26 protein-coding genes and 2 tRNA genes are annotated in these 25,009 nt (G+C 63.4%); 16 read left to right on the top strand and 12 right to left on the bottom strand.

What is annotated here, in order from left to right:
* Window positions 1-55: 55 nt before the first annotated feature.
* Window positions 56-2,053, bottom strand: a complete 1,998-nt coding sequence (locus ACSFA3_RS07470) for a gamma-glutamyltransferase family protein (protein ID WP_435504730.1) — start codon at window positions 2,051-2,053, stop codon at window positions 56-58.
* Window positions 2,054-2,189: 136 nt separating this feature from the next.
* Here ACSFA3_RS07470 and uvrC point away from each other — a divergent pair, with 136 nt between their 5' ends.
* From uvrC to ACSFA3_RS07455, 3 genes are read left to right on the top strand one after another with little or no spacing between them, the layout of a single operon-like run.
* Complete coding sequence (uvrC, locus tag ACSFA3_RS07465) at window positions 2,190-4,166, top strand: excinuclease ABC subunit UvrC (RefSeq protein WP_435504729.1); 1,977 nt, start codon at window positions 2,190-2,192, stop codon at window positions 4,164-4,166.
* Between the two features lie 46 nt (window positions 4,167-4,212).
* Window positions 4,213-4,779, top strand: a complete 567-nt coding sequence (gene pgsA / locus ACSFA3_RS07460) for a CDP-diacylglycerol--glycerol-3-phosphate 3-phosphatidyltransferase (RefSeq protein ID WP_435504728.1) — start codon at window positions 4,213-4,215, stop codon at window positions 4,777-4,779.
* Window positions 4,776-5,693 carry a DMT family transporter gene (locus ACSFA3_RS07455; RefSeq protein WP_435504727.1) on the top strand — a complete coding sequence of 306 codons (918 nt, stop codon included), beginning with the start codon at window positions 4,776-4,778 and terminating at the stop codon, window positions 5,691-5,693. Before pgsA ends, ACSFA3_RS07455 begins: the two co-directional genes overlap by 4 nt.
* 28 nt (window positions 5,694-5,721) lie before the next feature.
* On the opposite strand, the gene ACSFA3_RS07450 is transcribed toward ACSFA3_RS07455, so the two are convergent.
* A complete protein-coding gene (locus tag ACSFA3_RS07450) occupies window positions 5,722-6,648 on the bottom strand; it encodes a LysR family transcriptional regulator (protein ID WP_435504726.1) in 927 nt (308 codons plus the stop codon).
* A gap of 59 nt (window positions 6,649-6,707) precedes the next feature.
* Between ACSFA3_RS07450 and ACSFA3_RS07445 the strand changes: the two genes are divergently transcribed.
* The 7 genes from ACSFA3_RS07445 to ACSFA3_RS07415 all read left to right on the top strand — a co-directional run bounded on the left by ACSFA3_RS07445 (window position 6,708) and on the right by ACSFA3_RS07415 (window position 12,177).
* Window positions 6,708-7,601, top strand: a complete 894-nt coding sequence (locus ACSFA3_RS07445; RefSeq protein ID WP_435504725.1) for an alpha/beta fold hydrolase — start codon at window positions 6,708-6,710, stop codon at window positions 7,599-7,601.
* Between the two features lie 40 nt (window positions 7,602-7,641).
* Window positions 7,642-8,727 carry a tartrate dehydrogenase gene (locus tag ACSFA3_RS07440; RefSeq protein WP_435504724.1) on the top strand — a complete coding sequence of 362 codons (1,086 nt, stop codon included), beginning with the start codon at window positions 7,642-7,644 and terminating at the stop codon, window positions 8,725-8,727.
* A gap of 219 nt (window positions 8,728-8,946) precedes the next feature.
* Window positions 8,947-9,219: an HU family DNA-binding protein gene (locus ACSFA3_RS07435; RefSeq protein ID WP_183023946.1), complete on the top strand. Its 273-nt coding sequence runs from the start codon at window positions 8,947-8,949 to the stop codon at window positions 9,217-9,219.
* A 17-nt stretch (window positions 9,220-9,236) separates the two neighbouring features.
* Window positions 9,237-9,312 (top strand) — tRNA-Val (locus tag ACSFA3_RS07430).
* 75 nt (window positions 9,313-9,387) lie between these two features.
* Entirely contained in the window at window positions 9,388-11,301 is a 1,914-nt protein-coding gene (locus ACSFA3_RS07425) for a SurA N-terminal domain-containing protein (RefSeq protein WP_435504723.1), read from the top strand.
* Window positions 11,302-11,330: 29 nt separating this feature from the next.
* A tRNA-His gene (locus ACSFA3_RS07420) sits at window positions 11,331-11,406 on the top strand.
* A 417-nt stretch (window positions 11,407-11,823) separates the two neighbouring features.
* Entirely contained in the window at window positions 11,824-12,177 is a 354-nt protein-coding gene (locus tag ACSFA3_RS07415) for an H-NS histone family protein (RefSeq protein WP_435504722.1), read from the top strand.
* Between the two features lie 96 nt (window positions 12,178-12,273).
* Here the strand turns inward: ACSFA3_RS07415 and ACSFA3_RS07410 are convergent, their stop codons facing one another.
* Window positions 12,274-13,260, bottom strand: a complete 987-nt coding sequence (locus ACSFA3_RS07410) for an NADPH:quinone oxidoreductase family protein (protein ID WP_435504721.1) — start codon at window positions 13,258-13,260, stop codon at window positions 12,274-12,276.
* A 115-nt stretch (window positions 13,261-13,375) separates the two neighbouring features.
* On the opposite strand from ACSFA3_RS07410, the gene surE reads away from it, so the two are divergent.
* From surE to rlmD, 4 genes are all read left to right on the top strand, one after another.
* Entirely contained in the window at window positions 13,376-14,134 is a 759-nt protein-coding gene (surE, locus tag ACSFA3_RS07405) for a 5'/3'-nucleotidase SurE (RefSeq protein WP_435504720.1), read from the top strand.
* Window positions 14,131-14,901 (top strand): protein-L-isoaspartate(D-aspartate) O-methyltransferase, encoded by a 771-nt coding sequence (locus ACSFA3_RS07400; RefSeq protein WP_435504719.1) that lies wholly within the window; start codon window positions 14,131-14,133, stop codon window positions 14,899-14,901. Before surE ends, ACSFA3_RS07400 begins: the two co-directional genes overlap by 4 nt.
* Window positions 14,902-14,912: 11 nt before the next feature.
* Window positions 14,913-15,827, top strand: coding sequence for a peptidoglycan DD-metalloendopeptidase family protein (locus ACSFA3_RS07395; protein WP_435504718.1), 915 nt, complete (start codon window positions 14,913-14,915; stop codon window positions 15,825-15,827).
* Between the two features lie 98 nt (window positions 15,828-15,925).
* Window positions 15,926-17,425, top strand: a complete 1,500-nt coding sequence (rlmD, locus tag ACSFA3_RS07390; protein WP_435504717.1) for a 23S rRNA (uracil(1939)-C(5))-methyltransferase RlmD — start codon at window positions 15,926-15,928, stop codon at window positions 17,423-17,425.
* A gap of 105 nt (window positions 17,426-17,530) precedes the next feature.
* Here the strand turns inward: rlmD and ACSFA3_RS07385 are convergent, their stop codons facing one another.
* The gene (locus ACSFA3_RS07385) at window positions 17,531-18,232 is read right to left on the bottom strand and encodes a Bax inhibitor-1/YccA family protein (RefSeq protein ID WP_435504716.1); all 702 of its coding nucleotides are present in this window, start codon (window positions 18,230-18,232) and stop codon (window positions 17,531-17,533) included.
* Between the two features lie 197 nt (window positions 18,233-18,429).
* Between ACSFA3_RS07385 and ACSFA3_RS07380 the strand changes: the two genes are divergently transcribed.
* Window positions 18,430-18,837 carry a GlcG/HbpS family heme-binding protein gene (locus ACSFA3_RS07380; protein ID WP_435504715.1) on the top strand — a complete coding sequence of 136 codons (408 nt, stop codon included), beginning with the start codon at window positions 18,430-18,432 and terminating at the stop codon, window positions 18,835-18,837.
* Window positions 18,838-19,038: 201 nt separating this feature from the next.
* Here the strand turns inward: ACSFA3_RS07380 and hemP are convergent, their stop codons facing one another.
* From hemP to bfr, 6 genes are all read right to left on the bottom strand, one after another.
* Window positions 19,039-19,254 (bottom strand): hemin uptake protein HemP, encoded by a 216-nt coding sequence (gene hemP / locus ACSFA3_RS07375; protein WP_435504714.1) that lies wholly within the window; start codon window positions 19,252-19,254, stop codon window positions 19,039-19,041.
* 103 nt (window positions 19,255-19,357) lie between these two features.
* A complete protein-coding gene (locus tag ACSFA3_RS07370) occupies window positions 19,358-19,774 on the bottom strand; it encodes an ExbD/TolR family protein (protein ID WP_435504713.1) in 417 nt (138 codons plus the stop codon).
* Between the two features lie 5 nt (window positions 19,775-19,779).
* Complete coding sequence (locus ACSFA3_RS07365) at window positions 19,780-20,490, bottom strand: MotA/TolQ/ExbB proton channel family protein (RefSeq protein ID WP_435504712.1); 711 nt, start codon at window positions 20,488-20,490, stop codon at window positions 19,780-19,782.
* Window positions 20,491-20,512: 22 nt separating this feature from the next.
* Window positions 20,513-21,175: an energy transducer TonB gene (locus ACSFA3_RS07360; RefSeq protein WP_435504711.1), complete on the bottom strand. Its 663-nt coding sequence runs from the start codon at window positions 21,173-21,175 to the stop codon at window positions 20,513-20,515.
* Window positions 21,176-21,313: 138 nt separating this feature from the next.
* Complete coding sequence (locus ACSFA3_RS07355) at window positions 21,314-21,586, bottom strand: (2Fe-2S)-binding protein (protein ID WP_435504989.1); 273 nt, start codon at window positions 21,584-21,586, stop codon at window positions 21,314-21,316.
* A gap of 179 nt (window positions 21,587-21,765) precedes the next feature.
* Window positions 21,766-22,242 (bottom strand): bacterioferritin, encoded by a 477-nt coding sequence (gene bfr, locus ACSFA3_RS07350; RefSeq protein ID WP_435504710.1) that lies wholly within the window; start codon window positions 22,240-22,242, stop codon window positions 21,766-21,768.
* Between the two features lie 235 nt (window positions 22,243-22,477).
* On the opposite strand from bfr, the gene ACSFA3_RS07345 reads away from it, so the two are divergent.
* Entirely contained in the window at window positions 22,478-23,461 is a 984-nt protein-coding gene (locus tag ACSFA3_RS07345) for a Bug family tripartite tricarboxylate transporter substrate binding protein (RefSeq protein WP_435504709.1), read from the top strand.
* 6 nt (window positions 23,462-23,467) lie between these two features.
* Here the strand turns inward: ACSFA3_RS07345 and ACSFA3_RS07340 are convergent, their stop codons facing one another.
* Window positions 23,468-24,274 (bottom strand): helix-turn-helix transcriptional regulator, encoded by an 807-nt coding sequence (locus ACSFA3_RS07340; RefSeq protein WP_435504708.1) that lies wholly within the window; start codon window positions 24,272-24,274, stop codon window positions 23,468-23,470.
* 118 nt (window positions 24,275-24,392) lie between these two features.
* Window positions 24,393-24,848 (bottom strand): DUF3237 domain-containing protein, encoded by a 456-nt coding sequence (locus tag ACSFA3_RS07335; protein WP_435504707.1) that lies wholly within the window; start codon window positions 24,846-24,848, stop codon window positions 24,393-24,395.
* Window positions 24,849-25,009 lie beyond the last annotated feature (161 nt).

Genomic DNA, 25,009 nt, shown 5'->3' with positions numbered 1-25,009 from the left:
TTTCGGACAGCGGGAGCCTATCGGATCCGTTCCCGGATCGCCTTGGATCCTTGGATCAGGGCGTGTAGGTATCGCCCAGCACGATGCCTTCACGGCGCGGATCGGCGCCCCCGGTCAGTACGGAGGTTCCGTTGCTGGTGCGGCGGATGACCGTGCTGATGCCGCTCGATTGAGCGCCGGTCGACACGGTGTGGCCGAGCGCGCGCAAGCCGACGATCAGCGGATCGTTCAGCCCGCCGTTGGTCGTGTCGACGTTCGGGTGCTCTCCGCCGACGGCGGTGGTCACGCTGTTGCTGGCGCCGAAGTCGACCAGCGAGGTTGCCTGCTGCGCATCCAGACCCCAGTCGAGCGCGCCGACCACCGTCTTCACGACGTACTGGATGATCGTGCCGCCGCCCGGCGAACCGGTGGCCATCAGGAAGTCGCCGGGTGCGCTGCCGTTGAACACCATGGTCGGCGCCATCGTGCTGCGAGGGCGCTTGCCCGGCGCCACGCGGTTGGCGACCGGCAGGTTGGCGCTGTCGACCGGCGATGCGGAGAAGTCGGTCAGCTGGTTGTTCAGCATGATGCCGCGGCTCATGTGGTACGAGCCGAGCGTGGATTCGACCGTGGTCGTCATGGTGACGACGTTGCCTTCCTTGTCGACGATGGTCAGGTGCGTGGTGCCGTGCTCGACCGTGGTATCGATGCCTTGCGGAATCGCGCCCAGCGCGCCGGCCTGCGCCACGCCCATGCTCTTCGAGAAGTCGATGAGGCTGGCACGCGAGCGCATGTACGTCTTGTTGAGCAGCGTGTCGGCGCTGCCGCCGGGCAGCGGCACGTAGTCGGTATCGGCCACGTACTTGTCGCGGTCGGCATAGGCCAGGCGCTCGGCTTCGGACACCAGATGCACGCCCTGAACGGTCGGCTTGCCGCCTTCCAGGTCGATTGCGGTCGGCACGTGGAGAGACATGTTGAAGTTCTCCAGGATGCCAAGCGTCGAGAGCACGCCGATACCACCCGACGACGGCGGCGACATGCTGCAGACGTAATAGGCGCGGTATGTCGTGCAGACCGGTTCGCGGCGCAGTGCCTTGTAGCCCTGGAGGTCGGCCAGCGTGGTCTTGCCGGGCGTGATCACCGAGCCGTCGGCTCCGGTGGTGATGTTGATCTTGGCGACGATGTCGGCGGCGATCGGACCGGTGTACATCGCGTTGGCGCCCTGCGAGGCGAGCGCCCGGAGCACTTCGGCATAGGCCGGGTTGGTGATCTTGGTGCCCAGCGGCTTCGGATTGCCGGCCGCGTCGAGGAAGTAGGCGGCGGCTTCGGCATCGCGCTTCAGGTTGGAGGCCGACGACGCGATGGCGTTGGCCATGCGGCCACCGATGGTGAAACCTTCTGCCGCGAGCCTGGTGCCGTCGCCGAAAAGGTCCTTCCATGCCAGCTTTCCGTGATCGCCCTGCGCGAGTTCGAGCATCCGCATCACGCCCGGCGTGCCGATCGAGCGGCCGCTGGCGCGAGCGCTGGGCACGGGCGTCGTGAGGTTGGAGGCGTCGTCGATGTAGCGCAGGTAATTGGCGGTCGCTGCTGCGGGCGCGGTCTCGCGGCCGTCATAAGCCTGGACCTTCTTGGTCCTGGCATCGAAATAAAGCATGAATGCGCCGCCTGCCAGGCTGCTCGATTGCGGTTCGACCAGGCCGAGCACGGCCTGCACGGCGACCGCCGCATCGGCCGCGCTGCCGCCGGCCTTGAGGATGTCGCAGCCGGCCTTGGTGGCGAGCGGATGGTTGGCGACGACCATGTACGACTTCGCGGTCACGACCTTGTGGCCGAGGATGTAGCCCGATGCGGGTTCCGGTGCGGCCGGGTCGCCAGCGAGGCCGGAGCCCACGACGACCTGCGCGCCGGTCGACGTGGTCGTCAGGCAGCTGTTGTCGACGACGACGGGCGGTGTCACGACGGGTGGCGTGGTGACGACAGGAGTGGAGTCCGAATCCGAACTGCCGCCGCAGCCGGCAAGTGCCAGCGAAAGGGCGAGCGGCGTGAAGAGCCACCAATTAGGTTTGTTTTGCATTGCTGAGAGTTGTTGACCAGGTCGAAATGTGTCGTGGCGCTGGTGCGCCGGACACATTTGTGGAGCATATGTCATGCCAGCGGGGGCGGTAGCGGGGGCGGTATCGGGTGATTCGCGACGCGCGACAATCCCGGCCATGTCCGAAGTGCACTCCGATCAACTGCTCAGCGAAGTCGCGGCCCTGCCGCAATTACCCGGCGTCTACCGCTATTTCGATGCCGCCGGTGCCGTGCTCTACGTGGGCAAGGCCCGCAACCTGAAAAGGCGCGTCGCCAACTACTTCCAGAAGAGCCACGGCGGCACGCGCATCGGCCACATGATCAGCAAGATCGTGCGGATGGAGACCACGGTGGTCCGCTCCGAGGCCGAGGCACTGCTGCTCGAGAACAACCTCATCAAGAGCCTGAAGCCGCGCTACAACATCCTGTTCCGCGACGACAAGAGCTACCCGTACCTGAAGATTGCCGCGCACACCTTTCCGCGGCTGGCCTACTACCGCGGATCGACCGATCGCAAACACCGCTACTTCGGGCCGTACCCGAGCGCCTGGGCGGTGAAGGAGTCGATCCAGCTGCTGCAGAAGGTCTTCAAGCTGCGCACCTGCGAAGACACGGTCTATGCCAACCGCACGCGGCCGTGCCTTCTCTATCAGATCAAGCGCTGCACCGGGCCCTGCGTCGGCTACATCACGCCTGAGGCCTATGCGCACGATGTCGCGAATGCCGAAGCTTTCCTGATGGGCGACACGCAGGCCGTCCTGCACGAGCTGGAAGCACGCATGACGTCGCATGCCGAGAAGCTCGAGTTCGAGCAGGCGGCCGAGCTTCGCAACCAGATGTCGGCGCTCTCGCGCGTGCTGCACCAGCAGACGATCGAGATCGCCTCCGACAAGGACGTCGACATCCTGGCCGTGCTGGTTCAGGGCGGCAAGGCCTGCGTCAATCTGGCGATGGTTCGCGGCGGCCGGCACCTGGGCGACCGCGCGTACTTCCCGGTGCATGTCGAAGACGCCGCTCAGATCTACGAGAGCGAGCAGGCGCTGGAGGCATCGGACGGCGCAGAAGTGGCTGCGCCAGCAGCTTTCGATTCGATCGAGGTCCAGGTCCTCGAAGCCTTCATCGCCCAGCACTACATCGACGTGCCGGCGCCGGCCACGCTGGTGCTGAGCGAGCAGGTGAGTCGCGAACTGATCGCGGCCGTGGCGCAGCAGACCGGCATCCGAATCACGGCGGTGTTCCAGCCGCGCGAGCAACGCCGCCACTGGCTGGAAATGGCGCAGAAGAACGCCGGCCTCCAATTGGCGCGGTTGCTGGCCGAAGAAGGATCGCAGCAGGCGCGCACGCGGGCGCTGGTCGACGCGCTGGAGCTGGCGCCGGACGACCTCGACAACTTCCGCATCGAGTGCTTCGACATCTCGCACACGGCGGGCGAGGCGACGCAGGCGTCCTGTGTCGTCTTCGAGCACCACGCGATGCAGAACCGCGAATACCGCCGCTACAACATCGAAGGCATCACGCCGGGCGACGATTACGCCGCGATGCGCCAGGTGCTGCAGCGCCGCTACGGCAAGCTGGCCGAAGCGATGGCGGCCGAGACGACCGCGCCACCGGCAGGCGATGCGGAAGGCGCCGGTGCCGATGCACCGCCCGCGACGAAGTCGGCACGCATGCCCGAACTGGTGCTGGTCGACGGCGGCAAGGGCCAGGTGTCGATGGCCCGCGAAGTCTTCAGCCAGTTGGGTCTGCCGCTGTCGCTGATCGTCGGCGTGGAGAAGGGCGAGGGCCGCAAGGTCGGTCTGGAAGAGCTGGTGTTCGCCGACGGCCGGGAGAAGGTCTATCTGGGCCGCGATTCGGCCGCGCTGATGCTGGTCGCTCAGATCCGCGACGAGGCGCATCGATTCGCGATCACCGGCATGCGGGCCAAGCGGGCCAAGGTGCGGGTCGGCGGCAGCCAGCTGGAAGACATTCCCGGCATCGGGCCGAAGCGCCGTGCGCGGCTGCTGCAGCGTTTCGGCGGCATCCGCGGCGTGGCTGCGGCGAGCGTGCAGGACATCGCGTCGGTCGACGGGATCGCATCGGATCTTGCAGAGGAAATCTATCGGGCGTTGCACTAGGCCCTTGTGTGTCGGGGAGGTCATTTCCGTCATGCACAATCGATGCATGTTCTGGACCCTGCCGACCATCATGACCTGGACGCGCATCGTCGCGATCCCTTTGATCGTGGGTGTGTTCTATCTTCCGATCGCCGAGCCGATGCGCAACCTGATCGCCACGATCATGTTCGTCGCCTTCGCCGCCACCGACTGGCTCGACGGCTACCTTGCCCGCAAGCTCAACCAGACATCGGCCTTCGGCGCCTTCCTCGATCCGGTCGCCGACAAGTTCCTGGTCTGCGCATCGCTGCTGGTGCTGGTGCATCTCAACCGGGCCGACGTGTTCGTCGCGCTGATCATCATCGGTCGCGAGATCGCGATCTCGGCGCTGCGCGAATGGATGGCGCAGATCGGCGCCGGCAAGAGCGTGGCCGTACACATGCTCGGCAAGGTCAAGACGGTCGTGCAGATGGTGGCGATACCCTTTCTTCTCTACGACGCCGTGCTGTTCGATGTGGTCGATACCGGCTTCTGGGGCCAGTGGCTGATCTGGATATCGGCGGTGCTCACGGTGTGGTCGATGGTCTATTACCTTCAGAAAGCCATACCGGAGATCCGGGCCCGCGCGAAATGACGGCGGTCGCCGGTGGGCGCGACACGGGCGGCACGGTCGGTTGGCTGCGTGCGATGCCGGCGCTGTTCGTGCTGGTCTGGAGCACCGGATTCATCGTGGCGCGCTATGGCATGCCCTATGCGCCGCCCCTCAAATTCCTCCTGGTCCGCTATGCGCTGAGCTTTCTGTGCTTCGGCGTCTGGGCCTTGCTGGCGCGGGCGACCCTGCCGGCAGGACGATCGCAGTGGGGACATCTGGCCGTCACCGGCGTGCTGATGAGCGCGGGCTATCTCGGCGGCGTCTGGGCTGCGGTGCATGCGGGCATGGGCGCAGGGCTGATTGCGCTGATGGTCGGCGTGCAGCCGGTGCTCACCGCTGTCTGGCTTTCCGCGCGAGGTGGCGCGGTGTCGCGCAGGCAATGGGCCGGACTCGCGCTCGGCTTTGCAGGACTTGTACTGGTGGTGTTCCGCAAGCTGCTGCAGGGCGGCGAAGTCAGCCCGGTGACGATGGGTTTGGCGATAGCGGCGCTGCTGTCGATCACGGCCGGCACGCTGTACCAGAAGCGCTTCGTCGAATCCGGTGACGTGCGCAGCGCGAACATGGTTCAGCAAGGTGCGGCTTTCCTGGTGACGCTGCCGTTTGCATTGATGGAAACGGCATCGATCCAGTGGAACGCCTATTCCACAGGCGCCATGGCCTGGTCGGTGCTGGTGCTGACGCTGGGCGGCAGTTCGCTGTTCTACCTGCTCATCCAGCGCGGAACGACGACGGCCGTGACCAGCCTGCTGTACCTCGTGCCGCCGTGCACGGCGGTGATGGCATGGCTGCTGTTCGGCGAGCCGATCACCGCATTGACGCTGCTCGGCACCGCGATGACTGCAGCGGGTGTCGGCCTGGTCGTCAGCGAGGGCAGGACGGCACCGGTCCGGTCTTAGCGGACTCGGAACTCGGGGTTTCGAGCCGTCACGGTTTCCAGGGTTCGGAGCCGAAACGCGCTGCCAGGAAGTCCACCAGCAGGCGCACCCGTTTCGGCGTCTTCGGACGCCAGGGCGCGACCCAGTGGATGTCTGCGTCCGGCATCGCATGCTGCTTCAGAACCCGGATCAGCTCGCCGCTTTCCAGTTGCGCCGCGATGTCCCACAGGCTGCGCAGCATGATGCCCCGGCCGGCAAGGCACCAGTCGCGCACCAGTTCCCCCGAATTGCTCGACAGCGGCCCGGCGACGCGCACGCGCACCACGCCGCCTTCCTTTTCGTGCTCCAGCACCCAGTGCGCATGCTGTCGCGCGGCGGGTGCTTCGTTCTCCAGCACGGCAAGACAGGCGTGCTGCGCCAGGTCGGAAGGCGTTCCCGGCGTCCCGTGCTTCTCCAGATAGGCGGGCGCGGCGACCAGAACCCGCTGGTTGCGTGCCAGCCGCCGCGATGTCCATTGCGAGGCGCGCGCGCCTTGCACCGACCAGAGCCAGACGGCGCCGTCATAGCTCTCGGCGCTCAGGTCGGGCAGATGTTCGGTCAGTTGCAGCTGGATCTGCAGCGCAGGATGCAATGTCTGGAAGTCGGCCAGCGCCGGGCCGAGCCAGCGACGTCCGAAGCCGAGTGTCGCGGCAAGCCGCAGCACGCCACCCAGTTCGCTCTGTCGTTCGCTGAGATCCGCCTCCATTGCCGCAAAACCTTCGAGCAGCTTCTCCGCATGCGCGCAGACCGCGTCGCCTTCCGCTGTCGGGCTCACGCGGCGGGTGGTGCGATCGAACAGGCGCTGGCCGATGCGCGTTTCGATCGCAGCCAGGCGCTTGGTCACGACGGACGGCGCGAGGTCCAGCGCATTTGCCGCTGCAGTCATGCTTCCACGTTGCCGGATGGCCAGGATCAGGGTCAGGTCGTCGCGTTCCATTCATGCCTTGGCGGAAATAATCGATTGCCCGATTGTTTCTTGATTCGAGTCGAAGCGCCATGCACACTCTGGCCGTGCTGAAAGATTTCAATTCATTCGATGTCGTGCGCGACGGCGTGACGCTCCATGGCCGCATCGCCGGCCAGGGCAGGCCGCTGCTCCTGCTGCACGGCCATCCGCAGACCCATGTCATCTGGCATTGCGTGGCACCGGCGCTTGCAGCGCACTTCACGGTCGTGCTGATGGACCTGCGCGGTTACGGCGATTCGGGTCGTCCGCCGGCCGAGGAGGCGCATCGCAACTACAGCAAGCGCGAGATGGCGCTCGATGCGCTGGCCGTCATGCGACACCACGGCTTCGAGCGGTTCCAGGTGTTGGCGCACGACCGCGGCGCGCGGGTGGCGCATCGACTGGCCGCCGACCATGCGTCCCAGGTCGAGCGGCTGATGCTGCTCGACATCGCACCGACGCTCTCGATGTATGGCAATACCTCCGAAGCCTTCGCCCGCGCCTACTGGCACTGGTTCTTTCTCATCCAGCCGCCGCCGCTGCCCGAAGCGTTGCTCGATGCCGATCCGGCGCGCTATGTGCGCAGCGTGATGGGCGGCCGCCATGCCGGCCTCGCGCCGTTCGCGCCCGAGGCGCTGGCCGAGTACGAGCGCTGCGCCGCCATTCCGGGGACATCGATGGCGATCTGCGAGGACTATCGCGCTTCCGCATCGATCGATCTCGATCACGACCGCGAAGACGTTGCCGCAGGCCGTCGCCTGGCGCAGCCGCTGCGCGTGCTGTGGGGTGCGCACGGAGCGGTCGGCAAATGCTTCGACGTGCTGGCGCTCTGGCGCGAGCGCGCGGACGACGTGTCGGGCCGGCCGGTCGATTGCGGCCATTACGTTCCCGAAGAAGCACCCGACGAGATCGTGCGCGAGGCGCTCGGCTTCTTCCGTTACTGAAATAGTTTTCACCTCCTCCATTCCATAAAGAAGGACAACCATGAGCAAGAAAAGAATCGCAGTCATCGCAGGTGACGGCATCGGCAAGGAAACCATGCCCGAGGGCATCCGCGTGATGGAAGCCGCAGCGACGAAGTTCGGCATCGATCTGCAGTTCGACCACTTCGATTTCTCGAGCTGGGACTACTGCGAGAAGCACGGAAAGATGCTGCCCGACAACTGGAAGGACCAGATCGGCGGCCACGACGCGATCTACTTCGGTGCCGTCGGCTGGCCCGAGAAGATCGCCGATCATGTGTCGCTGTGGGGCTCGCTGCTGCTGTTCCGTCGCGAGTTCGACCAGTACATCAACCTGCGTCCGGCTCGCCTGATGCCCGGCATCATCGCGCCGGTGGTGCGCCGCGACGGCACGCCGCGCCAGCCCGGCGAGATCGACATGTACATCGTGCGCGAGAACACCGAAGGCGAATATTCGAGCATCGGCGGACGCATGTACGAAGGTACGCCGCGCGAGATCGTGATGCAGGAAACCGTGATGTCGCGCGTCGGCGTCGACCGGGTGCTGAAATTCGCCTTCGAACTCGCCCAGTCGCGCCCGAAGAAGCACCTGACCAGCGCCACCAAGTCGAACGGCATCTCGATCACGATGCCGTACTGGGACGAGCGCGTCGCTGAAATGGCGAAGAACTATCCGGGCATCACGCTCGACAAGTTCCACATCGACATCCTGACCGCGCATTTCGTGCAGCGCCCGGATTTCTTCGACGTGGTGGTGGCCAGCAACCTGTTCGGCGACATCCTTTCGGACCTCGGCCCGGCCTGCACCGGCACCATCGGCATCGCTCCGAGCGCCAACCTGAACCCGGAACGCACCACGCCGTCGCTCTTCGAGCCGGTGCACGGTTCGGCGCCGGACATCGCCGGCAAGGGCATCGCCAACCCGATCGGCCAGATCTGGTGCGGCGCGATGATGCTGGAGTTTCTCGGCCACAAGGATGCGCACGACGCGATCCTGTCGACGATCGAGAAGGTGCTTGCGCCGAAGAGCGGTGCGCCGCGTACGCCCGACATCGGCGGCACGGCATCGACATCCGACCTCGGACGTGCAATCGCAGAGGCGCTCTGAAAACCGGGTTCGCGAAACACCTCTAAAATCGCGCTCCCCGCTGGGTTGCGCGAAAAAGGCGTCTTGTTGACACCCCGTAGACCAGTGGTTGTAATCATTGCCGGCAGCCTGCTGCCGACACGTCAGAACTGTCATTCTTCCCCCCTTGCGCCGCACGTCCCATCATGGGCTCGGCCATGGCCTGACGACCATCGATCAACCTTTCCCTATGAGGCCCTTGTGAACAAGACCGAACTGATTGAGCACATCGCGAAGAACGCCGATATTTCCAAAGCAGCCGCCACACGCGCACTCGAATCCACCATCGGCGCCATTCGCACCACGCTCAAGAAGGGCAATTCCGTGTCGCTCGTCGGTTTCGGTACATTTGCGGTCGGCAAGCGCGCCGCACGCACCGGCCGGAATCCGCGCACCGGCGAGGCGATTAAAATCAAGGCTGCCAAGATTCCGAAGTTCCGTCCAGGCAAGGCGCTCAAAGACGCGCTGAACTGAATTTCCGTTTTATTCGGGGGTGCTTAGCTCAGTTGGTAGAGCGGCGCCTTTACACGGCGTAGGTCGGGGGTTCGAGCCCCTCAGCACCCACCACCCCGACAAAAAGGCGAACACGTGTTCGCCTTTTCTGTTTGCATCCCGCCGTCGTCACAGAGAGAGTGTCCCAGCATGTTTGAATTTTTCCGCAAGCACACCAAGGTGGTCATGGGACTCTTGTTCTTGCTGATCATTCCGTCGTTCGTGCTGTTCGGCGTGGATCGGTATCAGGGCGATGCCAAGGGCGAGAAGGTTGCTCGCGTGGACGGCCAGGACATCACCCGGCCCGAGTGGGATGCGCAGCACCGCAACGAAGTCGAGCGCATCCGAAGCCAGATGCCCAGCGTTAATCCTGCGTTGCTCGACAGCGATGCCGCCCGTTATGCGACCCTGGAGCGGCTCGTTCACGACCGCGTGCTGGCAGCCGCGTCGGCAAAAGCGCACATGAACGTCTCGGAAGAACGGCTTGCCCGCATGTTCTCCGAAGACACCGGGCTGGCTGCTTTCCGTACGCCGGACGGCAAGTTCGATCGTCAGCGCTTCATGCTCGCGACCGGCCGCACGCCGGAGCAATACGAAGCTTCGGTACGCGCCCAGCTGGCCACGCAGCAGGTGCTTCTGGGCGTCTCAGGCACGGCCTTCGCCACGCCTGCACAAGCAAAGGTCGCGCTCGATGCGTTCTACGACCGCCGCGAAATCCAGGTCGCACGCTTCGAGCCGGCCGCATTTGCCGCAAAGGTGGCTGTGACCGATGCCGACATCGAGGCCTATTACAAGAGCAACGAGGCGCAGTTCCAGGCGCCCGAGCAGGCGAGCATCGAGTATCTCGTGCTCGACCTGGAAGCCGCCAAGAAGAACATCACCGTCAGCGATGCCGACCTGCGCTCTTATTACGAGCAGAATCGCGCCCGTTTCGGCACGCCCGAAGAGCGGCGCGCAAGTCACATCCTCATCACCGCGCCGGCGGACGCCCCGGCGGCCGATCGGGCGAAAGCACGCGCCAAGGCCGTCGAGTTGCTGGCTGAAGTCCGCAAGGCACCGACGACCTTCGCCGCCGTCGCGCGAAAGAATTCGCAGGACCCGGGTTCTGCCGAAAAGGGTGGCGATCTCGATTTCGTGACCCGCGGTGCGATGGTCAAGTCTTTCGACGATGCGATGTTCGGCCTGAAGAAGGGCGATATCAGCGATGTGGTCGAAAGCGACTTCGGCTATCACATCATTCAGCTCAACGACATCAAGCCGGGCATCGTCCAGCCTTTCGAACAAGTGCGCGCAGCGATCGAGAACGATGTCCGCGGCCAGCAGGCGACACAGGAGTTCGCCAAGGCGGCCGAAACATTCACGGACGCGGTCTATCAGCAGCCGGACAGCCTTCAGCCCGCCGCCGAAAAATTGAAGCTGACCATCCAGAAAGCGAGCAATGTTGCGCGAACACCGATTCCAGGCGCGACGGGCGCTCTCGCCAGCCGGAATTTCCTGAATGCGCTGTTTGCACCCGAATCGCTGCAACGCAAGCAAAACACCGAAGCCATCGAGATCGGACCGAACCAGCTTGCTGCGGGACGAATTGCGCAATACGCGCCCGCCCGCACCGTGCCGCTCCCGGAAATCAAGGAAAAGGTCCGCGCGCAGCTGGTGAATGAGCGTTCCTCGGCGCTGGCCAAGGCGGAGGGCGAATCGAAACTCGCGGCCTGGACCGCAAATCCGACGGGTGCGTCTTTCGGTGCTCCCGTGACGATCTCTCGCCTCGAATCCCAGTCGCAGCCAGCGCCGGTCATCGAAGGTGCGTTGCGCAGCGATGCATCGAAGTTGCCGACGCTGGTCGGCGTCGATTTGGGTGCAGCCGGTTTTGCAGTCGTGCGGGTCGTCAAATCGGTACCGCGTCCAGCGCCGGCACCGGATGCGGCAAAGCAGGAAGGCGAACAGTTCGCGCAAGCTGTCTCGGCTGCGGAAAACGCTGCGTACTACGCGTTGTTGAAGCAGCGTTTCAAGGCTGAAATTCTTGTGCCACGTCCGATCGACGCGACGCAGGCGATCGTTCGCTGAATTTTGCCGCTATAATTTGAGGCTCTATGGTGGCTGTAGCTCAGCTGGTAGAGTCCCAGATTGTGATTCTGGTCGTCGTGGGTTCGAGTCCCATCAGCCACCCCAACAACTCTTCAATCAAAACAGGCACTTCGGTGCCTGTTTTGCTTTGTGCTTCTGAAGATTTGCGTCGATCGGCATTTGCGATGCAACTTTTTTACAATGATTCGGCTCACAGGCCATCGCTTCAAGCTTTCTCCTACCTTTTGTATTAATACGTTGGTGGCGACGTGGCGAGAGCATTAAGCGCATCACTTTCGCATTTCATGCGATAGCCCAGGCGTTCAAGACGACATTTTCTTCGATGAACGTCTCCTGAATGACTACATTCCGGTCACAAATTTTCGCGTCGATCAACCTGGCTTTGAGTTCCGCGAAAACCGGTTTTTCAGCTGCTTGCAGATTTTTCTTCGAATTCTTTGCAAGGCTATTGCGTTCTGAATTAGAATTTTGTCTTTCAAACAATCCAAACAGGATCCCTGAATGGCCTCGACCCTCGCTGACATCAATTCCCAGATCCAAAAAAATGAGGAGCACATCGCTCAATTGCGCAAGCAAGCCGAGGAGCTTCGCAATCACGAACGTGCTGGCGTGATCGAAGAGGTCCGCAAGAAGATCGCCGAATACGGATTGACCGCCAGCGACCTGAAGCTTGCAGCAGGTGGTCGTGGCGGCGCTGTTTCCAAGCGCAGCGTCAGCGCAGCTCCTGCAAAGGCGGCTGCCAAATACCGCAGCGAAAGCGGCGAGACCTGGTCTGGTGGTCGTGGTCGCAAGCCACGTTGGGTGACGGAGGCACTTGCTGCCGGCAAGTCCCTCACCGATTACGAAATCAAGTAAGCCGTCTGTACCGTGGCAGCCGAGCTGCCATGGACGTCGACTCAAAGAAAAAGGCCCGCAGATTTGCATCTGCGGGCCTTTTTCATTGAGCGGTCTTCAGTTCACCATGACCAGCTTTCCTTTCACGCCGCGCGAACCCATGTGGGCATAGGCAGCCTTCAATTCGGACATTGGCATGGTTTGATCGATGACGGGTTTGATCTTTCCCTGCGCATACCATCCGGACAACTCGGCCATCATGTCGGCATTGGCTTCCGGCTCGCGGCGCGCAAAATCTCCCCAGAACACGCCAACCAGCGATGCGCCCTTGAGCAGCGTCAGATTGAGTGGCAGTGCAGGAATGCCGCCCGCGGCAAAACCAACCACCAGATAGCGTCCGCGCCACGCAATCGAACGAAATGCAGGTTCGGCAAAATCGCCACCGATCGGGTCGTAGATCACATCGGGTCCATTGCCGCCGGTTGCAGCCTTGATTGCGTCGCGGAACGGGCCCGGCAGCGGATGCGCGGTGTAATTGATTGTCACGTCGGCGCCGATCGATTTGCACAGCGCGCATTTTTCGTCGCTCGATGCAGCTGCAATCACGGTGGCACCTGCGGCTTTGGCAATCTGTATGGCGGCAGTTCCTACACCTCCCGCTGCGCCCAATACCAGTACCGTCTCGCCGGCTTTCAATTGACCGCGGTCGATCAGCGCATGCCATGAAGTTGCATAGATCATGATGAATGCCGCTGCATCGACATAGCTGAATCCATCGGGCAAGACCATGCACCGCGAAGCGGGCGCAATCACATGCGTGCCGAAGCCGCCGGTACCCGACAGGCAGGCTACGTCCTGCCCGACCTTCGGGTGTACGACGCCTTCTCCGACAGCGCTCACGACACCTGCGTATTCGGATCCCGGCACGAACGGCAATGCAGGCTTGTGCTGGTATTTGTTTTGAACGATGAGCAAGTCTGGAAAATTGAGACTCGCGGCCCTGATCTCGATCAACACTTCCCCCGGACCCGGCAGCGGCGTCGGCAATTCGGTCCAATTGAGGGCATCGACCCCGGTAGGGTTCTCGCAAAGCCAGGCGTGCATGAGGCGTCTCCTTTTAGGTAGATTGATCGCGGGTCATGGTAGGGGTCGGCCGGAGCTGTCGTTGTCACAGCCGGGACCAAGCTGCCGCCTACAATCCGCCGATTCCGAGACGCCAATGAAGATACTTATTTCCAACGACGACGGTTTCCAGGCACCCGGCATCGTCGCGCTGCATGAAGCGCTTAAGGACATCGCCGATGTCGAGGTGATCGCACCAGAGCACAACAACAGCGCCAAATCGAACGCGCTCACGCTTTCGGCGCCGCTGTACGTACATGATGCCCATAACGGGTTCCGCTACGTCACCGGAACTCCCGCCGACTGCGTGCACATCGCGCTGAAGGGCTTGCTCGACTACCGTCCCGATCTGGTGGTCTCCGGCATCAATAACGGAGCGAACATGGGCGACGACACGATCTATTCCGGCACGGTCGGTGCTGCGATGGAGGCTTACCTGTTCGGAGTCCCGGCAATCGCTTTTTCGCAGACGGAAAAAGGCTGGGGTCATGTCGATTCAGCGGCTCGCGTCGCACGTCGACTGGTACAGCAGATCGAACGCGAGCGCATGACGGAAGGGCCGGCCTGGCTTCTGAACGTCAATATCCCGAACCTGCCGTTCGATGAACTGAAGCCGGTCCAGGTCTGCCGCCTGGGTCGTCGACATGCATCGGAGAAAGTCATCGTTCAGGAGAGCCCTCGCGGCGATAAGATGTACTGGATCGCCGGCGCCGGTGGTGCGAAGGACGGCAGCGAGGGCACCGACTTTCATGCGACGGCGGCGGGTCATGTCGCACTGACGCCGCTGCAGATCGATCTGACCGACCATGCCAATCTCGGTCAGTGGCGCGCGACGGTGGCGCGTCCTCTGGGATGAGCACCCGCCCGGGCTTCCCAGTCAGGCTGACGCCGATCGCTTCCGCCGCCACGCGCGGAAAACTGCCGGCGACGCCGAGCACACCGCTTGTTCACTCCACACCGTCGATGGCGTCGGCCGCCGTCAGGAAGCGCATGGTCGACCGCCTGGCCGCACAAGGCGTCGTCGATGCCCGCGTGTTGCACGCCATGAACACGGTGGAGCGACATCTTTTCGTCGACAGCGCACTGATGAATCAGGCCTACGAAGACACCAGCCTGCCGATCGGACTCGGGCAGACGATTTCCAAGCCCAACGTCGTCGCCCGGATGATCGAGCTGCTGCTCGATGCGCCCGCGCTGGCGAACCAGCCGGAAGGGCGCCTGGGTCGGGTACTCGAAATCGGCACAGGCTGCGGTTATCAGGCGACGTTGCTGAGCCACGTCGCGACCGAGGTCTACAGCATCGAGCGGCTGCGCGGTCTGCACGAGCGAGCACGCGCCAACTTGCGGCATTTCCGCCTCGCGACGGTGCATCTGCTGCTCGGCGACGGAATGCTGGGTTTTCCAAAAGGTGCGCCTTACGCGGGAATCATCGCGGCGGCGGGTGGCGACGCCGTTCCGCAGACCTGGATCGACCAGCTCGCCGTGGGCGGTCGCATCGTCGCTCCGACCCGGAACGCCGACGGCGGACAGGTGCTGGTGGTGATCGACAAAAGTGCCTCGGGCGTGCAGCGCCGCGTCCTGGAGGCAGTTTACTTTGTCCCTCTAAAATCGGGGATTGCTTGAAGGATGAACACATGCAGGGTATCGGGAATCGGAGCTGGCTTGCCGGCGTGACGCTGGCGTTGACGCTCGCGATTGCGGGATGTACCGCACCTCCCAGAGGTCCTGCGCCGGTCGAGGACCGCGGCACCATGACCCGCGCTCCAGGTGCATCGACGGCCATGCCGGGCGCATCCGGAGTTTCGCCGCTCACGGTCGACGCCTCGGGCAAGCCGTTGCCGGGCATCGAGAACTACGGCAAGCCCGGTTATTACGCAGTGCGGCCCGGCGATACGATCCGTCGCATCGGCAACGAAACCGGCCAGACCTGGCAGAACATCGTCCGCTGGAACAACCTTGAGAACGCCGACCTGATCGAGGTCGGTCAGGTCTTGCGCGTGATTCCGCCGGGCGAAACGGGCAGTGTGGTCGCCCGACCTGTGACGCCGCAACCCGCAATCGTTCCTGCTGTTCCTGCTGTTCCGGCTGTTCCGGGCACTCCCGGCGCGTCCGGTAATGGTGCCGTGGTCGCGGCGACGCCGTCCGCTCCTGCCAAATCTCCGGTCGCTGCCGGCGGCGATGAAGAACTCGGCTGGATCTGGCCGGCACGCGGTGCGCTGATCGCGGGCTTCGACGAAGCCAAGAACAAGGGCTACGACATCGGCGGCAAGGCCGGCGATCCCGTGATCGCCGCGGCGGACGGTCGTGTCGTGTATGCCGGCGCCGGATTGCGCGGTTACGGCAACCTGATCATCCTGAAACACAACAACACCTACCTCACGGCGTATGCGCACAACCAGTCGCTGCTCGTCAAAGAGGACCAGTCGGTGCAGAAGGGTCAGAAGATCGCCGAAATGGGCAGCAGCGACGCCGATCGCGTAAAGCTGCATTTCGAGATTCGCCGTCAGGGCAAGCCTGTTGATCCGTCGCGCTATCTGCCGTCGCGCTGATCCGGTCTTTCACCGTTCTTTCCTTCCTTTTTTGACAAGGCCTGCGCGGTTGCGCAGGCCTTGCGCATTCCACGGCCCGCAAACATCCGATCCGCCGCATGACGAAAACGAGACATTCCAAGAGAAGAGCGGCGCCGCTGCCGCCGGCCAGCGACGAATGGCTCACGATCGAGTCGCTCGATCTCGAAGCCCAGGGCGTCGCGCGCAAGCCGGACGGCATGGTGGTCTTCATCGAGGGCGCGCTGCCCTTCGAGGAAGTGCAATACGACGCCCAACGCAGCAAGAACAACTGGGAGCAGGGCACCTTGCGCGCCATCCGCCGCGAATCGTCGCAACGCGTGAAACCCGGCTGCCCGCATTTCGGGCTGCACCCCGGCGCCTGCGGCGGTTGCAAGATGCAGCATCTGGACGCATCCGCGCAGGTCGCGGTCAAGCAGCGGGTTCTCGAAGACAACCTGTGGCATCTGGGCAAGATGCGTCCCGATGCATTGCTGCGACCGCTGGAAGGCCCGACCTGGAACTACCGCTACCGTGCGCGGCTTTCGGTGCGCTACGTCGCCAAGAAGGGCACCGTGCTGATCGGCTTCCACGAACGCAAGAGCCAGTACCTGGCCGACATGAAGGTCTGCCCGGTACTGCCGGCTACCGTCAGCGCGATGCTGATGCCGCTTCGCGCGCTGATCGGCTCGCTCGAGGCACGCGACACCTGCCCGCAGATCGAGCTGGCCTGCGGCGATGCGCCCGACGATGCCGGTATCGCTCGGCTGGGCGTGATCGCACTGGTGCTTAGGCATCTTCAGCCGCTTTCGGATGCGGACCTGCAACGTTTGCGTGATTTCGCCGCGCAGCATGCCGGCGTGCAGTGGTGGCTCCAGTCCAAAGGGCCTGACACGGTCAAGCTGCTCGACGAAAGCGGTCCGGTGCTGTCTTACGAACTGCCCGAATTCGGCATATCGATGCCGTTCAGGCCGACCGATTTCACGCAGGTCAACCCGCACATCAACCGGGTCCTGGTCGGGCGCGCGCTGCGGCTGCTCGACGTGCAGCCGCACGAACGCGTGATCGACTGGTTCTGCGGCCTCGGCAATTTCACGCTGCCGCTGGCGACGCGCGCGCGCGAAGTGCTCGGCATCGAAGGCAGCGACACGCTGGTGGAGCGGGCCACGGCCAATTTCGAGCGCAACCGGGAAGCCCGGAGCGGCCATCGCACTTTGTCACCGACACGCTTCGTGGTGCGCGATCTGTTCGAGATGACGCCGTCGATGCTGGTCGCCGACGGTATTGCCGAAAAATGGCTGGTCGATCCGCCGCGCGAAGGCGCTTTCGCGCTGGCCAAGGCGCTGGCCGACCTGCATGCGCAGCAGACCGGTGGCGAGATGCAGGGCGAGCCGGTCGAAGAGATCGGCGAGTGGCGCTTGCCGAGCCGCATTGTCTACGTCAGCTGCAACCCGTCGACCTTGGCGCGCGACGCCGGTCTGCTGGTCAATCACGCCGGCTATGTATGCACGTTCGCCGGTGTGGTGAACATGTTCCCGCACACGGCGCACGTCGAATCGATCGCCGTATTCGACCGGCTGGAGACTGTCCAGGCGGTTTGAATGCAGTGCTGAACAGATGCGATGAACAAACCAAAAAAAAAAAAAGGGCCCGCGTGGGCCCTTTCTCTCGAGCGATGCAGCACCGCCGCATCGTGTCGTTCGATATCAGTCGCGCTGACCGCCGGCGATACCCAGCAGGGCCAGCAGACCCTGGAACACATTGAACAGGTCGAGGTACAGGGCGAGCGTGGCGCTGATGTAGTTGGTCTCGCCGCCGTCCATGATGCGCTTCAGGTCGTACAGCATGAATGCCGAGAAGATCGCGATCGTCGCGACCGAGATCGCCATCATGCCTGCGGTCGAGCCGACGAAGACATTGATGATCGCGCCGACCATCAGCACCAGTGCACCGACCATCAGGAACTTGCCCATGCCCGACAGGTCGCGCTTGATGATCGTCGCCAGCGAAGCCATCACCAGGAACACGCCGGCGGTACCGCCGAATGCCGTCATGACCAGTTCGGCGCCGTTCGAGTAGCCGAGCACCATCGCGATCATGCGCGACAGCATCAGACCCATGAAGAACGTGAAGCCCAGCAGCACCGGAACGCCGGCTGCCGAATTCTTGGTCTTTTCGATCGCGAACATGAAGCCGAACGCGCCGGCGAGAAAGACGATCATGCCCATGCCGCCGGTAAGCGCACGAGTGATGCCGGTTTCGACGCCGATCCAGGCGCCGAGCACGGTAGGCAGCAGGCTCAGCGACAGGAGCCAGTAGGTGTTGCGCAGAACGCGATTGCGCTCGGCCTGCGGCAGCACCTGGCCGTAGCCAGTGGAAGTGTCGAGGGTGGTAACGCGATCGTTCATAAGACAAAACTCCTGAAGTAGGTCTGCTGTCAATGCTGCAGATCGGGTCATTCTAGGGTTGCGCAAGCGCCACGCGTGACAAAAACCGCATTGCGTGTTCCGGTATTAAAAGGTAGTGACGCAAGTGGGTCGACAAAACAGCGGCGGGGGTGGGCGGTATGCTCGGCGCTTTACCAGGAACCACGAACAGGTCACTCATGAAGACAAAGTCCTTTCTCGAACTCGCCGATGTCAAGCTCGTCGCCGCCGCTGCCGAGGCCGAAGCGCTCCAGAACAACTGGGCCGTGACGATCGCGATAACCGACGATGCAGGCAATCTGCTCTGGCTGCAGCGTCTGGACGGCGCCGCTGCGCTGTCTTCGCATATCGCGCCGGCAAAGGCGCACACGGCTGCGATGGGCCGCCGTGAAAGCAAGGGCTACGAGGACGTCATCAACGGCGGTCGCACGGCTTTCCTGACAGCTCCCGGTATTCAGGGCCTGCTCGAAGGCGGCGTACCGATCGTGAAAGACGGTCACGTGATCGGTGCCGTCGGCGTCAGCGGCGTCAAATCGAACGAAGATGCGCAGATCGCCAAGGCCGGAATCACGGCATTGGGACTCTGATCTGCAAGCCGACGACGAAAGTCGTCGCAATGCAAAACGCCGACTCGAGGGTCGGCGTTTTCGTTTGGCAGGATCGGTGTGGAAAAAAGTGCTTGGCTAGTCGGCGAACCGTTGGCTAGCAAAAAACGACTTTCGGAGAGTGATCTCCTCGGTCGCCCCACGATGAAACCTTGAAATTAGGGAATGCTTCGGCTGACTTGCTTACTTGGTGAGGATCAATTTGCCGAGCTTGGTCGTCTGAAGACGATAAAGCGAGCCGTTGTGTCTGATGCTGATCGACTTGCCGCCGCGCAGCAATTCGATGCTTTCCACCTGGTTGTCGGCACGCGCATCCGATGCTGCCGCCTGGCCAGTGCCCGCCTGGTCGAGCGACGGATGGCTCAGCACGGAAGAGACGTTTGGTTTGGGTTGCTGCATTTCGGATCCTTTGGAAGAAGCGTTGATGTAATGATAATGATTCGCAATTAAAAGTCAATCGTCGCGATCGATTTTTTTGATTGGCGATTCATTTCATTGCGGGCTACTTCGCTGCGTCCGGTTCCGTGATGAAGCCGATCTTGCGCACGCCGGCCTCGCGCGCAGCCGACATGGCCTGCGCGACGCGCTCGTACCGCACGGCCTTGTCGCCACGGATGTGCAATTCAGGTTGCGGATCCTTGGCGGCTTCGGCGGCGAGCATCGGCTTCAGCGCCGTGTCGTCGATCCTGTTTTCGTTCCAGTAGTAGCTGCCGTCGGCGGCTATCGTGAAAAGAACGTTCTGCGGCTTGCTCTGCTCCGGCTCGCTCGTTGCCTGGGGCAGGTCGATGTTCACCGCGTGCTTCATCACCGGCACGGTGATGATGAAGATGATCAGCAAGACCAGCATGACGTCGACCAGCGGCGTCATGTTGATCTCGTTCATCACCTCATCGGGCTCGTCTTGGGTTCCGAAAGCCATGGCGTTCAGCCTTTCTTCAAGGGCACGATGGTGGCGTCGGTCGATTGGACGCGTGCGCCGGTCACGAAGTAGGCATGCAGGTCGTGCGCGAAGCTGTTGAGCTTGGTCAGCACGAACTTGTTGCCGCGCACCAGTGCGTTGTAGCCCAGCACGGCCGGAATCGCGACTGCCAGACCCAGCGCCGTCATGATCAGCGCCTCGCCGATGGGACCGGCGACCTTGTCGATCGTGGCCTGGCCAGCGGAGCCGATGCTCATCAGCGCGTGATAGATGCCCCACACCGTGCCGAACAGTCCGATGAACGGTGCGGTCGAACCGACGGACGCCAAGACGGCCAGGCCGGTTTGCAGACGTGCGGTGAATTCGTCGATGCCGTTGCGCAGTGCGCGCGTGATCCAGTCGCTCACATCCAGTGCGTCATGCAGGTGCACCTTGGTGTTGCGGTGATGCGCGGCGGCTTCGCGGCCTTCGAGCGCCAATGCGCGAAACGGATTGGCGTCGTCCTTGCCGAGCTTGTTGAGCGCGGTGGCGAAGTCTTCGCTGTGCCAGAAGTCTTGCGAGTTGCGCGCCATGCGCTTGTACTTGATGACGTCCAGCGCCTTGATGAAGATGACGATCCAGGACGCGAGTGACATGCCGACCAGCAGGACGGCGACGAACTTGGTGACGAAGTCACCCTGACTCCACACGTTCATCAGGCCAAATTGGGATTCCATACGAAGCTGCTCCAGAGAAAAATTAATTGAGAACCCAGTTGATCGGCACGTTGAACTCCATCGGTTCCACGACCCCGTTGCGTTTGCCCGGCACGTAGCGCCAGCTCATGACGGCGACTCGCGCCGCTTCGTCGAGCCGGTCGAAACCGCTCGACTGCCGGATGCTGGCGCTCTGCGGCATGCCGTCGATGCCGATCAGCACCCGGACGATGGTCTTGCCTTGTTCGCCGAGGCGCTTGCTCATCGCCGGATAGACCGGCTTCGGATTGTTGAGGTAGTCCGCGTTCGACGACGGCAGCTGCACCGCGGGCGGTGCCGGAGGTGCGGGTGGGGGCGCCGGCGGAGCGGGTGGTGCAGGAGGCGCGGGCGGCGTCAGCGGTGGCGCGGGCGGCTGCGGTTCGGTCACGCCGACCGGCGCGTTGGGCGCGGGTGCAGGCGTCCGAACGGCCATCGGGCGCGGCGGCGGAGGCGCCTTCGTTTCTTTCGGGCGCGGTGCCGGCGGCGGTGGCGGCGGAGGAGGGGGCGTTTCCTTCGGCTTGGGCGGATCGATGAACTCGCTCAGGATCTGCACCGGAATCACCACTTCGGCGGCCTTGCGTATCAGCCCGCTCTGGAGCGCCCAGAGCGCTGCGACGTGGAAGAGGACGACACTGCCGGCAATCACCGCGTTGCGGGACAGCCCCATCACGGAGGTGGGGGGTGAAGAAAAGCGGTCAGACACGGTTCACCATTCGAATGCAGGTTCGTGCGGTGACGACCCTCCCAGCAGCAAAGACCGTGGGTTACTTATGAAAAATCCACCAGACCGAGCCGGTGACGAAGATCAGACTGCCCGCGAGTGCCGAGAAGAGTTCCATGCTTTGCTGTCCTGGATGGAGTTGGCAAGCTGGATGGTCATCGCGCCGTCTTCGCGGTGAAGTGCCGCGACGGGATGCGATGCGCTGCACTGGGCAACGACGTCTCTGGCGCAACCTTCGCAACGTCCGCACTGAGTGGCGACACCCAGTTCGAACTGCACTTCGTCGAAGGTCATTCCGGCACGCGCGTGGCGGGCAATGTCTCGGTCTGACACTCGGCGGCACACGCAAACGATCATGGCGGAACGGCTTTGGCTGGCTGGTTGATGATGCGTGATTATAAATACGAATTTGTCGCATTTGCAATAACTATCGGCCACCTACGGTCATCGGGCACGTTTCTGGTGCAGTCCCCGAAAAAAAAGACGCAAAAAAAACGGGACCGATGTCCCGCTTCGATTCGATGGTGGAAGCCGAATTATTCGATCTCGCCCATCTGCGACTGCAGGTAATTCTGCAGTCCGACCTTGCCGACCAGATCAATCTGGGTCTCCAGGAAGTCGATGTGCTCTTCGGTGTCGTCGAGGATCTTTTGGAGCAGGTCACGCGAAACATAGTCGCGGACCACCTCGCAGTGCGCCATGCCTGCCTTGATCGTCGCCTGGGCGCCGTATTCCAGCCCCAGATCGCACGTCAGGATCTCCGGGACGTCCTCGCCGACATTGAGCTTCGCAAGGTCCTGCAGGTTGGGCAGGCCGTCGAGCATGAAGATGCGGTCCATCAGCCAGTCGGCATGCTTCATCTCGCCGATCGATTCGGCGTATTCCTTCTTCGCCAGCTTGTCCAGGCCCCAGTGCTTGAGCATCCGGTAATGGAGGAAGTACTGGTTGATTGCAGTCAGCTCGTTCTTGAGCTGCGCCTGCAGGTGTTCGATGACTTGTGGGTCGCCCTTCATGATTTCTTCCTTATTCTTAAAAACGCGATTGTCCGTGTCGCGACAAGGGTCGTGCAAGCAATCCCCATGCTCGGTCGGTCTGCATGCGTGTGAGGGTGATAGGCGTTCGCAATGGCGATCGCTTTTTCGCCTGTGTTCGAAGGGATGTCATCCTCTGAGATGACATCCGGGCCATTGCCCTGGCGGAGACTCCGGTGCATTCGCAAACCCCGTTCCTGCCTTTGGAGAGACATCGATGCTTCGCCGAAAACTGCTTGCACTTCCGCTCACCGCAGCCATCGCTGCAGCGTTGCCCTTCGCGTCGTTTGCCGAATCGACCACCTTCCCGGACCGGCAGATCCGGTTGATCGTTGGTTTCCCGGCAGGCACCGGTCCCGATGTCGTCGCGCGCACCGTCGGCCTGAAGCTCGCGGACATCCTTAAGCAGCCAGTTGTGGTCGACAACCGCGCCGGTGCCGGCGGGCAGATCGGCGCGCAGGCGGTCGCGAAAAGCCAGCCGGACGGCTACACGCTGCTGCTCGGCGAAGTCGGCTCGATCAGCATCGCGCCGGCGTCGTATTCGAAGCTTTCCTACGACCCGGCGCGCGAGCTGGTTGCGGTTTCGGAGCTGGTGCGTTCCGACTTCATTCTCGTGGTGCCTGTGACTTCGCCGTATCGCAGCGTGAAGGAACTGGTCGCAGGTGCCGCGGGCAAGGGCGATCGCGTGAACTTCGGAACTTTCGGCGCCGGCACGCCGGGACATTTCGGCGCCGAGATGTTTGCCAGCGAGGCCGGATTGAAGATCGAGCCGGTGCACTACCGCGCGACGGGCGACGCCATCACGGCGCTGGTTGCCGGCGACGTGCAGGCCGCCTTCGTAACCACGGCGCTGGCTGCGCCGCAGATCAGAGGCGGCAAGCTGCGTGCCCTCGCGACCACCGGAGCCGTGCGCTCGGCGCTGCTGTCCGACGTGGAGACCATGACCGAGGCCGGCTTTCCGAAAGTCGATTTTTCGGCATGGTTTGCGCTGTTCGCGCCGGCCGGTACGCCTGTTGCCACGCTGGACCTGCTCAACAAGGCTGCCGTCGCCGCGATGCAGACGACGGAGGTCAAACGCGTACTGCAGGATGCCGGCTTCGCGCTGTCGGGCACTGGCCGTACCGACAGCGAGCGGATGGTGAAAGCCGAAGCCGTGCGCTGGGCGGCGGTGGTCAAGGCCTCAGGATTCAAGGCCGATTGACGAAGATCAGGCGTGCGTCGGCGCGACGAACAGCGCGAAGAGCTCACTCTTGAAATGGATGTCCAGCCGCTCGAATGCGCGGGCGCGGTAGGTTTTCACTGTGCAGACGCTCAGCTGCATGTCCGCGGCGATGCCGTCGTAGGTGATGCCCTTCAGCAGGCGCTCCAGTACGTCGAGTTCGCGATCGGTCAGGGCGGGGCAGCGGTTCCGCAACGCGTCGCGCGTGCTCGGCGGCGGTGCGGCCACCGCTGCAGCCGTCCATTCGACATGCCGGGCCACAACGGCGATCAGTGTCGATGCGATGTCGCCGAAGCGTTCGGCCATCGCCTCGCCGGAGCAGCGCGCGGCATCGTGGCTGTAGGCGTTGACGGCGAGCAGCGAACCGTCGGCTTCCGCCCGGGCGACCGACACGCGCTCGACCATGCCGTGGTTGCGGTAGATGGCGTCGCGATGCTCGGTGTTCGGTGCTTCTTCGGCCCGCATGTGCAGCATCACCGCTCGGCCGGTGACGCCGTCGCGCCGCACCGCCTCGAAACTCGAATCGCGCAGGTAGAGCCGGCGGTCGCGGTAGATGGAGAAGCATTCGCCGGTCGTGTCCACCAGATCCCGGCTCGCCGACAGATGCATCACCGGCGGACGGTCGCGCCAGAGACGGTAGACCGACCACGATCCGATGCCCATCGCGCGCGAAAGGCTTGCGAGCGCGCTGGACGCGAAGTGGTCGCGTCCCATCGCGTCGATCACGTCCGCCATGGCGGCATGCGCATCGTGCGTCGAGGTGCGGGTGGCCGGTTCGAGGCCCCGGAAATTCATCTTTTTGTGTCTCCAGCCGAGGTGCAGGCGCCTGAAGGCACTCTTTTTCGAGCTTAAACCCGTGTTTCCGGGCGCCGGCTAGCGCTAACCCTGAACCCTCAACCCTGAATCCGGGACGTCAGGTCAGCCGATACACGTCGAGCAGCACGCGCGTCGCCTCGCGCGTTCCGCGGGCGATGGCCATGGTCGCGTTCAGATGCTTCCAGCGTTCGGCGCCGGTGGTGAAGCGGATCAGGGTGCGGAAAAAATAGGCTTCGGCGGGCACCGCTTCGCCTCGGGCGAGGCGCGCCATCACCTCGGGCGGTCCGTGGCGCAGACCGCTGCTGACGACTTCCACCAGTGCGCCGTCGTCCAGGCGCAGCACGTAGTGCGCCTCGATCTCCAGCACGCCGTCGGCGCGCAGCAGTTGCCAGTCGACGCCGCCCTCGACCAGCCGGCCGTTCAATTCCGGCCCATGTACCGTGCCGCCGCCGAGCGGCACGTAGCGACGCTCGCCGCGCGGTGCAGCGCCCAGGGTTGTCAGCGGACCGACCTCGCACACGATCTTCGTCATCGGCAGCAGGGCGGGCGGCATCGGGGAAAAAGCTTCGGGTCCGGCGCGATGGTTCATGGCGTGACGATACGTCGTCCGGCAGCAGGCTCGCGTCCCCCCAGAGGATGACAGGCAGTGCTGTCAACCTCTGGGATGACATGCCGAGGTGCCTCGCGGGGTCACACTTCTCCCAGGATCCACAG

It is taken from the genome of Variovorax glucosi (genome assembly GCF_051216695.1).
GTDB lineage: Bacteria > Pseudomonadota > Gammaproteobacteria > Burkholderiales > Burkholderiaceae_C > Variovorax.
Note: the sequence above shows the minus strand (reverse complement) of the source record. Positions and strands in the feature narration are given on the sequence as shown.